The sequence below is a fragment of the Zavarzinia sp. genome (assembly GCF_041650655.1).
GTDB lineage: Bacteria > Pseudomonadota > Alphaproteobacteria > Zavarziniales > Zavarziniaceae > Zavarzinia.
On record NZ_JBAZKR010000005.1, the window covers coordinates 15,225 to 25,985 of the forward strand.

A 10,761-nucleotide genomic window follows, 5' to 3' on the forward strand; every position below is an offset into this window, starting at 1 on the left:
AGGACTGGTGATTCGAGGTCATGGCCAGCAGCGACAGCCCCAGCAGGCGCCCGGGTACCCGCCGCCGCACCACCAAGGCCCGCCCCCGGCGCGGCCGTCGTGGGGGTATGATCGGCAGGCCCGGCGTTCGGCGCGGTATTGTGGCCGCCTGGGCCACGGTGGTCGCGGTCGCGGTCGGCTTCCTCCTCATGCGCGCGGTCGACGACGGGCCGTGGCGGCATCCCGCTGTTGAACAGCGCGCGGTCGCCGCCGCCGAGCCGGCGCCCGCCGCGGCCCCGGCGCCGCGCACCACGGTGAAGCCGGTCGACAGCCCCCGCGAAGTCGCCATGGTGGCGCCGCCGCCGCCCGTGACCGCGGGCGAGGCGCCCTATGACATGCGTCCGGCCTGGCAGCGCTTCGCCGTGCCGCCGCTCCCCGGCCTCGGCAAGAAACCGGTGATCGCCATCGTGATCGACGATGTCGGCCTGGCGAAGCACGAGATGGAAGACCTGCTCGAGCTCGACGCCCCGGTCACCATCTCGATCATGGGCTATGCCGACGGGACCGAGGAATTCGCCAAGCGCGCCCGGGCCAAGGGCGACGAGTTGCTGGTCCATATCCCGATGGAACCGCAGGGCAATGCCGATCCCGGACCGAAGGCGCTGACCGTCGGCCTGTCACCCACCGAAATCCTGAACCGCCTGCGCTGGCAGCTCGACCGCCACGAAGGCTTCGTCGGCATCAACAACCACATGGGCAGCCGTTTCACCTCGGATGCCGCCGGCATGAAGATCGTGGCCGACGAGTTGAAGGCGCGCGGCCTGCTGTTCCTGGATTCCCGCACGGCGGCGACCAGCATCGGCGAAGACGTGGCCAAGGCGGCCGGCATTCCGACTGCCTCGCGCGACGTCTTCCTGGACAACGAGATCGGCGCCAATGCGATCGACGCCCAATTGGCCCTGGCCGAGCGGCACGCCCGCGACAAGGGGTCGGCCATCGCGATCGGCCATCCCCATGCCATGACGATCGAGGCCCTGGCCCGCTTCATTCCCCAGGCCAAGGCCCGGGGTATCGCCTTCGTGCCGGTCTCGGTGGTGATCGCCAGGCGCGACGGCCTGACGATCGACTACGAACCGCGGTATGACGCGGTCAGTGCCGCTGGTTCCGGGAAGCGAAGCGGATCGCTTCCTCCGCCGCGCGGATGACGGCGCGGGCCTTGTTGCAGCTCTCCTGATATTCGGCTTCCGGGTCGCTGTCGAGCACGACGCCGCCGCCAGCCTGGACGACCAGGGTACCGTCCTTCACCACCGCGGTGCGGAGCGCGATGCAAGTGTCCATCGAGCCGTTGGCGGAGAAATAGCCGACCCCGCCGGCATAGAGGTTGCGTCGTTCCGGCTCCAGCTCGTCGATGATCTCCATCGCCCGGACCTTGGGTGCCCCGGAGACGGTGCCGGCCGGGAAGCCGGCCAGCAGGGCGTCGACCGCGTCGAACTTCTCGCCCACTTCGCCTTCGACGTTGGAGACGATGTGCATGACGTGGCTGTAGCGCTCGATCACGTTGCGCTGGGTCACCTTCACCGTGCCGATCTTGGCAACCCGGCCGACGTCGTTGCGGCCGAGGTCGAGCAGCATCAGGTGTTCCGCCAATTCCTTGGGATCGGACAGCAGGTCCTTCTCCAGCGCCTGGTCGGCTTCCTCGTTGATGCCGCGGGGCCGCGTGCCGGCGATCGGGCGGATCGTCACCTTGCCGTCGCGGAGGCGAACCAGGATCTCAGGGCTGGAGCCGACGACCGAGAAGCCGTCCAGGTCCAGGTAGAACATGAAGGGCGACGGATTGAGCCGGCGCAGCGAGCGGTAGAGCGCGAAGGGCGGCAGTGCGAAGGGCAGGCGGAAGCGCTGGCTCGGCACCACCTGGAAGATGTCGCCCGCGGCGATATAGTCCTTCGCCTTGGCCACCATCGCGTGATAGTCGCCGCGCGACATGTTCGACTGCGGCTGGGTGATGGCGCCGACGGGCGAATTGTCGCCCCGCGTCACCGGCAGGTCGCGTTCGAAATCGGCCACCGTGTCGGCGATCCGCTCGGCCGCGCGGGCATAGGCGGCGCGGGCGTCCACCCCGGGCTCGACCCAGGCGGGCGAAACCACGGTGACCACGTCCTTCACGGAATCGAAGATCGCCATGATCGACGGCCGAACGAACAGCGAATCCGGAATGTCGAGCTGGTCCGGCTTCTGGTTCGGCAGTCTTTCGACCAGGCGCACCATCTCGTAGCCGAAATAGCCATAGAGGCCGGAGGCCATGGGCGGCAGCTCGGGGGGCAGGTCGATCCGGCTCTCGGCGATCAGCGCACGCAGCGACGCGAGGGCACCGGCGGAACAGGGGCTGAAGCGGTGGCGGTCGGCCCGGGCGATCCGGTTGATCTCGGCCTTGTCGCCGCGGGTGCGCCAGATCAGGTCGGGCTTCAGGCCGATGATCGAATAGCGCGCACGGGCGGCCCCGCCCTCGACCGATTCGAACAGGAAGCGATAGGGCTCCCCGTCGGTCAGTTTCAGCATGGCCGAGACGGGTGTCTCCAGGTCGGCCGCCAGGGCGGTCCAGACGACCTGCGCCTTGCCCTCGTTATAGGCGGCGGCGAAAGTCTCGAAGTCGGGCTGGATGGTCATGGCGCGGATCGTGAGGTCAGAGCGGCAAACACGGTTTCGTTGATATGCAGGCCGAAGCGTTCCCGCAGATCGGACTCGAAGATGGCGGCGAGGTCGCCGGCATAATCGCCCCGCATCTTCTCGGCCACCGCCTTGACGCCGGCCGCGTCGGCGGCCGGATCGGCGATTTCGATCGACTTGACGGCGGCCACCACCATGTCGTCGCCGTCGGCCGCGGGGGCGGCAGTGGCCTTGCCCTTGTCCAGGCCGAACAGGGCCTTGACCAGGGCGGGCGGCAGGGCGGCGAAGATCGGATCGTTGCTGCGCGTGCCGGGGCCGACGGTGCCGGGCACGGCGCCGATCGACTTGGCCGCGTCCTCGATCGCCTTGCCGCCGTTCACCGCGGCGACCAGGTCGTCGGCCAGCTTCTTCTGCCGGGTCTTGCGTTCCTGGGTCTGCCAGCCGGCGATCACCTTGTCTTTCACGGCATCGAGCGGGCGCAGCGCCGAGGGCGTCACGCTGTCGACCCGGCCGACGACATAGCCGCCGCCTTCGGTATCCAGCATCTCGCCGTCGCGGCCGCTCTCGGCCTGGAACAGGGAGGAGAGCAGGGTCTCCGCCTTGGGCAGGCCTTCGACCGGCTTGCCGTCCGGATCGAGTCCGCTGCTGTCGATCGCGGCGATCTTCAGGACCGGCAGGCTCAGGCGCTGACCGGCTTCGTCCAGCGTGGCGCCACCGGCCAGTTCGTCCTGCAGCGATTTGCCGATCTCGGCGACCTTGCCGGTCGCCTCTTCGAGGGCGAGGGTGTCGCGCAACTGGTCGTGCACCTCGGCGAGCGGCTTGGTCGAACCGGGCACGATCTTCAGGACCTTGAAGACATGGAAGCCGAGCGGCGATTCGACCGGCCCGCCGACCGAGTCTTCCGCTGCCGCGAAGACGGCATCGGCGAGTTCCGGCGGCAAGCCGCCCTTGGTCACCAGGCCGAGCTTGGTATCGGCCTCCGCGACCCCGGCCGTCTCCTTGGCGACGGCGGCGAAATCGGCACCGGCCTTCAGCTTGGCCAGGGCGGCGTCGCCATCTTCCTTGCTCTTCAGCACCATCTGCTGGATGTCGCGCTGTTCCTCGGCGACATAATCCGCCTTGTGCTCCTCATAGGCGGCGGCGATGTCGTCTTCGCTCGGCGTCACGGTCTTGGCCACCGCGGCCGGATCGACCACGAGCAGGGTGACGGCGCGATATTCGGGCGCGGTGAAGGCCTGGGGATTGGCCTTGTAATAGTCGTCGATGGCGGCCTGCTCAGGCGCCGGTAGCTTGCCGACGGCGGCAGGCGCCACGGTGAAATAGTCGATCACCCGGCGCTCGTTCTGATGGCGATAGAGCGTGGCGGCGACCACCTCCGGCGTGCGTGCACCGCTCGCGGCCGGGCCATAGAGCTGGGCGCGCAGCAACTCGCGCCGGATCTGGTCGGTCAGCATCGCCTCGCTCATGCCGGCCTGACGCAGCACCTGGGCGAAGCGGGCAGCATCGAATTTGCCGGTGAAATCCTGGAAGGCGGGCAGGGCGGCGATCTCGCGGGCGACCAGGTCGTCCGGCACGCGCATCCCGAAGGTGCGTGCCGCCTCGGTCACCGTGGCATCGGAAATGAGTTCGCTCAGGACGGCGCCTTGGACGTTGAAGGTGAGCGCCTGCTCGCGGGTGAAGGCACCGCCGAGCTGGGTCTGCAGGCGGCGCAATTCGCGATCGAAGGCGATCTGGAAACTGCGGGTCGCCACGTCGGTTCCGCCGACCGAGGCCACGGTGTCGTCCTTGCTGTTCCGGAACAGGCTGTTGCCCTGCCAGATGCCGATGCCGAAGCTGACCATCAGGATGCCGAGGAAGAGGCGGACGACCCAGGTCGAGGCGCCCTTGCGAAGGGTCTGAAGCATGGTGAAGCGAAATCCTTGAGGCCGCCCGTCGGCAACGCAGGCGGCGCATGATAGGGGGAGGCCCCGGCTGCCGCAAGTTCCGGCGGCTGGCCGCCTGCGGCATGGCGCCTTCGGACCGCCAACGGCCTTTTCCAAAGCACTGCACTTTGCTAGACGACCTCCGACACGAAACGATCACACAATAAAAGGAACGTCCGCCATGGCTCGCCGTCCTCTCGTCGCCGGCAACTGGAAGATGAACGGGCTGCTCGCCGCGCTGGGCGAGTTGGACGGCATCGCCGCCAAGGCGGCCGAAGCGGCCGGGGTCGATGTCGCGATCTGCCCGCCGGCGACGCTGGTCGGGGCGGCCGCGCTGAAGCTCGCGGGCAAGCCGGTCGCGATCGGCGGCCAGGACTGCCACGCCAAGGCGAGCGGGGCGCACACGGGCGACATCGCCGCCGAAGCCCTGAAGGACCTGGGGGCTGCCTGCGTCATCGTCGGCCACAGCGAGCGCCGCACCGACCATGCGGAGACCGACGCCGTGGTGAAGGCCAAGGCTGAAGCCGCCTGGCGCGCCGGCCTCGTCGCGATCGTCTGCATCGGCGAGACCGAGGCGGAACGGGATTCGGGCAAGACCCTCGAGGTGATCGGCCGCCAGCTCGCCGGCTCGATTCCGGACGGTGCCACCGCGGCCAACACGGTCGTCGCCTACGAGCCGGTCTGGGCCATCGGCACCGGCCGGACCCCGACCAACGACGAAATCGTCGACGTGCACAGCTTCATGCGCGCCCGCCTGACCGAGCGTTTCGGGGCCGGCGTGGCGGGGGGCGTCCGCCTGCTCTACGGCGGTTCGGTGAAACCCTCCAACGCGGCCGTGATCCTGAAGCTCGCCGATGTCGACGGCGCCCTGGTCGGCGGCGCCAGCCTGAAAGCGGCGGATTTCGGCCCGATCATCGACGCGGCGCGCTGAGCCTGCCAGGCCATGAGGGCGGCGCGGGGGAACCCTGCGCCGCGAAACTGGCAAAGCGGTCGACAAACGTGTATGTACCCGGGCCTACGAGGGCGTTCGGCGCCCGGCCCCATCAATCGGATCAGCTATGGCTTTCCTGCTCGTCATTCACCTGCTGTTGGCGGTCGCCCTGATCGGCGTCGTTCTGATCCAGAAGTCCGAGGGTGGCGCTCTCGGCATCGGCGGGGGTGGCGGCGGATTCATGTCGGCCCGCGGGGCGGCCAATTTCCTGACCCGGACGACCGGCATCCTGGCCGGTTTATTCATGCTCACGTCGCTGGCGCTGACCTTCTTCGCCCATCACGGCGACAGTGGTTCGATCGTCGACCGGATCGAGCAGCAGCAGGCCCCGACCATCGTGCCGAGCGAGCCCGCGGCACCCGCCGTTCCGAACGGCTCGACCGCGGCGCCGGCGCCCGCTTCGACCGCGCCGGCGGCACCCGTCCCGGCGACCGATTCGGCCCCCGCACCGGCAGCAGCCCCCAGCGCGCCCGCACCGGCGCCGGCAAACTGACGGAAACCCTTGGTTCAACGCGCCGTCGTTGAGTAACGACGGCGCCTTTTGGTATGTTGTTCGCCCATGGCGCGGTTCATCTTCATCACCGGCGGCGTGGTCTCCTCGCTCGGCAAAGGTCTGGCCTCGGCGGCACTGGGTGCCCTGCTGCAGGCCCGCGGCTTTTCCGTCCGTTTGAGGAAGCTCGACCCCTATCTCAACGTCGATCCGGGGACCATGAGCCCCTATCAGCACGGTGAGGTCTATGTCACCGACGACGGGGCGGAAACCGACCTCGACCTCGGCCATTACGAACGCTTCACAGGCGTGCCGTCGCGGAAGTCGGACAATGTCACGACCGGCCGCATCTATCAGACGATCCTGACCAAGGAGCGCCGGGGCGACTATCTGGGCGGCACCGTGCAGGTGATTCCCCATGTCACCGACGCGATCAAGGAATTCGTCCTGGCCGATACGGACGATACGGACTTCGTCCTGGTCGAGATCGGCGGCACCGTGGGCGACATCGAGAGCCTGCCGTTCCTCGAAGCGATCCGCCAGCTCGGCAACGACCTGCCGCCGCAGCACGCGGTCTATGTCCACCTGACCCTGGTGCCCTATATCCCCTCGGCCGGCGAACTGAAGACCAAGCCGACCCAGCATTCGGTCAAGGAACTGCGCTCGATCGGCATTCAGCCGAACATCATTCTCTGCCGCTGCGACCGCGAAGTGCCGGAGGGCGAGCGGAAGAAGATCGCGCTGTTCTGCAACGTCCGGCCGGAAAACGTGATCCAGGCGCTCGACGTCGGCTCGATCTACGAAGTGCCGATCTCCTATCACGCCGAGAAATTCGACGACCGCATCCTCGAAGCCTTCGGCCTGAGCGCGCCGGCCCCGAGCCTGGAGCGCTGGCACGAGATTCATCGCCGTTGGACCAAGCCGCAGGGCGAAGTCACGATCGCCATCGTCGGCAAATACACGGGGCTGAAGGACGCCTACAAGTCGCTGGCCGAAGCCCTCTATCACGGCGGCATCGCCAACAATGTGAAGGTCAACCTCGAGTGGATCGAGTCGGAGACCTTCGAGAAGGAAGACGCGGTCGCCCATCTCGAAGAGGTGGACGGCATCCTGGTGCCCGGCGGCTTCGGCTACCGCGGCGTCGAGGGCAAGATCGCGGCGGCCAATTTCGCCCGCAATCACAAGGTGCCCTATTTCGGCATCTGCTTCGGCATGCAGATCGCGGTGATCGAGGCGGCGCGCAACCTGGCCGGCTACAGGCACGCTTCCTCGACCGAATTCGGCCCCTGCGACGAGGCGGTGGTCGGCCTGATGACCGAGTGGGTGCGCGGCAACGACCGTGAAACCCGGGCGGCCGGTGGCGATCTCGGCGGCACTATGCGCCTCGGCGCCTATGACGCGGCCTTGAAGCCCGGCTCCAAGGTCGCCGCGATCTATGGCACCACGGCGATCAGCGAACGTCACCGCCACCGCTACGAAGTGAACATCAACTATGTTCCGGCGCTGGAGAAATGTGGCCTGCTATTCTCCGGCATGTCGCCGGACGGCCAACTGCCCGAGATCGTCGAAATTCCGGATCATCCGTGGTTCGTCGGCGTACAGTTCCATCCTGAGCTGAAGTCGAAACCCTTCGATCCGCATCCCCTGTTCGCCAGTTTCATCAAGGCTGCCGTTGACCAGTCCCGCCTGGTCTGAGCCAAAAAGGAGAAGGCAGATGACCGAGCCGCGCCACGTTTCCGTCGGCAAGCTGACCATCGGCAACGACCTGCCCTTCACGCTGATCGCCGGCCCCTGCGCCATGGAGGGGCGGGATCACGCCCTCGCCATGGCCTCGCGCCTCAAGGAGATCTGCGGAAGGCTTGGTATCGGGCTCATCTACAAGTCGAGCTTCGACAAAGCGAACCGGACCTCGGTCAAGTCGAACCGCGGCATCGGTCTCGAAACGGCGATGGAGATCTTCGCCGAGATCAAGGCGACGCTGGACCTCCCGGTGATCACGGACGTGCACACCGCCGAACAGTGCAAGCCCGTCGCCGAAGTGGTCGACGTCCTGCAGATCCCGGCCTTCCTGTGCCGGCAGACGGACCTGTTGCTCGCCGCCGGCGAGACCGGCAAGGCGATCAACGTGAAGAAGGGCCAGTTCCTCGCCCCCTGGGACATGAAGAACGTGGTCGCCAAGATCGAATCGACCGGCAACAAGAGCGTGATGGTCTGCGAGCGTGGCGCCTCCTTCGGCTACAACACGCTGGTCTCGGACATGCGCTCGCTGCCGATCATGGCCGAGACGGGCTGCCCCGTGGTGTTCGACGCCACCCATTCGGTGCAGCAGCCGGGCGGCCAGGGCACCACCTCGGGTGGCGACCGTCGCTTCGTCGAGCCGCTGGCCCGGGCTGCCCTCGCGGTCGGCGTCGGCGCCGTCTTCATGGAGACGCACGAGAAGCCGGACACGGCCCCTTCCGATGGGCCGAACATGGTCCCGGTCGACAAGATCGAGGGCATCCTGGCCGGCCTCGTCGATATCGACCGCCTCACCAAGGCCTATTACGCCAAGCAGCAGAACTGACTTCGAGGAATTGATAATGACCGGCATCGTCGACATCCACGCCCGCGAGATCCTGGACAGCCGCGGCAATCCGACCGTCGAAGTGGACGTGGTCCTCGAATCCGGCGCCTTCGGCCGCGCCGCCGTGCCCTCGGGCGCCTCGACCGGCGCCCATGAGGCGAATGAAAAGCGCGACGGCGGTACCCGCTACGGCGGCAAGGGCGTGCAACAGGCGGTCGAAGCTGTGAACACCGAGATCTTCGACGCCCTGGTCGGCCAGGACGCGGAAGACCAGCTCGCCCTCGACGCCCAGATGATCGAGCTGGACGGCACCCCGAACAAGGCCCGCCTCGGCGCCAATGCCATCCTCGGCGTCTCCATGGCGGTGGCCAAGGCGGCGGCGGAAGAGCAGGGCGTGCCGCTCTATCGCTATATCGGCGGCCCGACCGCGCGCGTGCTGCCCGTGCCGATGATGAACATCGTCAACGGCGGCGCCCATGCCGACAATCCGATCGACATCCAGGAATTCATGATCCAGCCGGTGGCCGCGGAAACCGTGGCCGACGCCGTGCGCATGGGCTCCGAGATCTTCCACCGCCTGAAGGCCGAGCTGAAGGCCGCCGGCCACTCGACCAACGTGGGCGACGAGGGCGGCTTCGCGCCCAACCTGAACGGCACCCGTGCCGCCCTGGACTTCATCATGAAGGCGGTCGAGAAGGCCGGCTACAAGCCGGGTGTGGACGTCACCCTGGCGCTCGACGCCGCTTCGACCGAATTCTTCAAGGACGGCAAGTACCACCTGGCGGGCGAGGGCAAGGTCCTCGAATCGGCCGGTCTGGTCGACTACTGGAAGGGCCTGGTCGAGGCCTATCCGATCGTCTCGATCGAAGACGGCATGGCCGAGGACGATTGGGCCGGCTGGAAGCTGCTGACCGATGCGATCGGCAAGAAGGTGCAGCTCGTCGGCGACGATCTCTTCGTCACCAACCCGAAGCGCCTGGCCGACGGCATCAAGGGCGGTTACGCCAATGCGATCCTGGTCAAGGTCAACCAGATCGGCACGCTCTCCGAGACGCTGGAAGCCGTCGATATGGCCCATCGCGCCGGCTACAAGGCGGTGATGTCGCATCGCTCGGGCGAGACCGAGGATTCGACCATCGCCGACCTCGCCGTGGCCACCAACTGCGGCCAGATCAAGACCGGCTCGCTGGCCCGTTCCGACCGCACGGCCAAGTACAACCAGCTCATCCGCATCGAGGAAGAGCTCGGCTCGATCGCCCGCTACGCCGGCCGTTCGATCCTGAAGGCGTAAGCCGCCTTCGTCGCGTCATGCCTGGCGCCCCGTGCCCGGCATGACGCGCATGGCGTCCGGATCGGGCTCGGACGAGCTCGGGACGCATTTGCCGTCGCGCCAGCGGCGGCAAGGGGCTCTGCTGCAACCCCCGCGCGGCATTCAATACGGATTATTGGTTTGAGCTCCGCCACGGCGGAATCACCGCCGTGCGGCCTTGCCCGCCGGTCAGGGGATTCTCGCCTCGGCCGCACCATTGGTGCGGCCTTCCGGTCGCCAAGTCTTCGAACACCCGGCGACCGTGCCCGCGGCCGTCAGCGGAAAGAGACTTTGAGGATTTCGTAGGACTTATGGCCGCCGGGCGTGGTCACTTCGATCTCGTCGCCCACGGTCTTGCCGATCAGGGCGCGGGCCACGGGCGAAGAGACGGAGAGGCGGCCGGCCTTCACGTCGGCCTCGTCGACGCCGACGATCTGGAACACCTGTTCCTCTTCGGTGTCGGTATCGACCAGGGTGATGGTCGCGCCGAATTTGATCACGGTGCCGGAGAGCTTCGAGACATCGATCACCTGGGCGCGGGAGATCTTGTCCTCGAGCTCGATCACACGGGTTTCGATGAAACTCTGCCGTTCCTTGGCAGCGTGATATTCGGCGTTTTCCGACAGGTCGCCATGCTCGCGCGCGGCCGAAATGGCCTGGATCACCGAAGGGCGATCCACCGTCTTCAACCGCTTCAATTCGGCTTCCAGGGCTTCGTAACCCCCCGCCGTCATGGGCACTTTTTCCATCGCCCCTCGTTCCACCAATAGGCTGCCCAAACATCTCCGGTCACCGGCGTCTTCGGCCGGGCCAGAGTTGCCTGTGCCCGACCGGCGGTTCGGC

9 protein-coding genes are annotated in these 10,761 nt (G+C 67.4%); 6 read left to right on the forward strand and 3 right to left on the reverse strand.

From position 1 onward, the window contains the following. Positions 1-140: 140 nt before the first annotated feature. Positions 141-1,184 (forward strand): divergent polysaccharide deacetylase family protein, encoded by a 1,044-nt coding sequence (locus WC493_RS01905; protein ID WP_373061941.1) that lies wholly within the window; start codon positions 141-143, stop codon positions 1,182-1,184. On the opposite strand, the gene trpE is transcribed toward WC493_RS01905, so the two are convergent. Beyond that, complete coding sequence (gene trpE / locus WC493_RS01910; RefSeq protein WP_373061943.1) at positions 1,129-2,643, reverse strand: anthranilate synthase component I; 1,515 nt, start codon at positions 2,641-2,643, stop codon at positions 1,129-1,131. The two genes, WC493_RS01905 and trpE, sit on opposite strands and share 56 nt — an antisense overlap. After that, a complete protein-coding gene (locus WC493_RS01915; RefSeq protein ID WP_373061945.1) occupies positions 2,640-4,547 on the reverse strand; it encodes a SurA N-terminal domain-containing protein in 1,908 nt (635 codons plus the stop codon). Before WC493_RS01915 ends, trpE begins: the two co-directional genes overlap by 4 nt. 199 nt (positions 4,548-4,746) lie before the next feature. On the opposite strand from WC493_RS01915, the gene tpiA reads away from it, so the two are divergent. From tpiA to eno, 5 genes are all read left to right on the forward strand, one after another. Beyond that, on the forward strand, positions 4,747-5,496 hold the full coding sequence (gene tpiA, locus WC493_RS01920) for a triose-phosphate isomerase (RefSeq protein WP_373061947.1): 750 nt from the start codon (positions 4,747-4,749) through the stop codon (positions 5,494-5,496). 127 nt (positions 5,497-5,623) lie between these two features. Further along, positions 5,624-6,049, forward strand: a complete 426-nt coding sequence (gene secG / locus WC493_RS01925) for a preprotein translocase subunit SecG (RefSeq protein WP_373061949.1) — start codon at positions 5,624-5,626, stop codon at positions 6,047-6,049. A gap of 66 nt (positions 6,050-6,115) precedes the next feature. Then, complete coding sequence (locus tag WC493_RS01930; protein ID WP_373061951.1) at positions 6,116-7,741, forward strand: CTP synthase; 1,626 nt, start codon at positions 6,116-6,118, stop codon at positions 7,739-7,741. Between the two features lie 19 nt (positions 7,742-7,760). Continuing rightward, on the forward strand, positions 7,761-8,609 hold the full coding sequence (kdsA, locus tag WC493_RS01935; RefSeq protein ID WP_373061953.1) for a 3-deoxy-8-phosphooctulonate synthase: 849 nt from the start codon (positions 7,761-7,763) through the stop codon (positions 8,607-8,609). A gap of 16 nt (positions 8,610-8,625) precedes the next feature. Beyond that, a complete protein-coding gene (gene eno, locus WC493_RS01940; RefSeq protein WP_373061955.1) occupies positions 8,626-9,900 on the forward strand; it encodes a phosphopyruvate hydratase in 1,275 nt (424 codons plus the stop codon). A 293-nt stretch (positions 9,901-10,193) separates the two neighbouring features. Here eno and greA read toward each other — a convergent pair whose 3' ends face one another. Beyond that, a complete protein-coding gene (gene greA / locus WC493_RS01945) occupies positions 10,194-10,667 on the reverse strand; it encodes a transcription elongation factor GreA (protein WP_373061957.1) in 474 nt (157 codons plus the stop codon). Positions 10,668-10,761: the final 94 nt, after the last annotated feature.

What these genes read in the sequence shown, in the direction of transcription:
- trpE (WP_373061943.1), bottom strand. Translation starts at nt 2,643, where the DNA reads ATGACCATCCAGCCCGACTTCGAGACTTTCGCCGCCGCCTATAACGAG.
- WC493_RS01915 (WP_373061945.1), bottom strand. Translation starts at nt 4,547, where the DNA reads ATGCTTCAGACCCTTCGCAAGGGCGCCTCGACCTGGGTCGTCCGCCTC.
- tpiA (WP_373061947.1), top strand. Translation starts at nt 4,747, where the DNA reads ATGGCTCGCCGTCCTCTCGTCGCCGGCAACTGGAAGATGAACGGGCTG.
- secG (WP_373061949.1), top strand. Translation starts at nt 5,624, where the DNA reads ATGGCTTTCCTGCTCGTCATTCACCTGCTGTTGGCGGTCGCCCTGATC.
- WC493_RS01930 (WP_373061951.1), top strand. Translation starts at nt 6,116, where the DNA reads ATGGCGCGGTTCATCTTCATCACCGGCGGCGTGGTCTCCTCGCTCGGC.
- kdsA (WP_373061953.1), top strand. Translation starts at nt 7,761, where the DNA reads ATGACCGAGCCGCGCCACGTTTCCGTCGGCAAGCTGACCATCGGCAAC.
- eno (WP_373061955.1), top strand. Translation starts at nt 8,626, where the DNA reads ATGACCGGCATCGTCGACATCCACGCCCGCGAGATCCTGGACAGCCGC.
- greA (WP_373061957.1), bottom strand. Translation starts at nt 10,667, where the DNA reads ATGGAAAAAGTGCCCATGACGGCGGGGGGTTACGAAGCCCTGGAAGCC.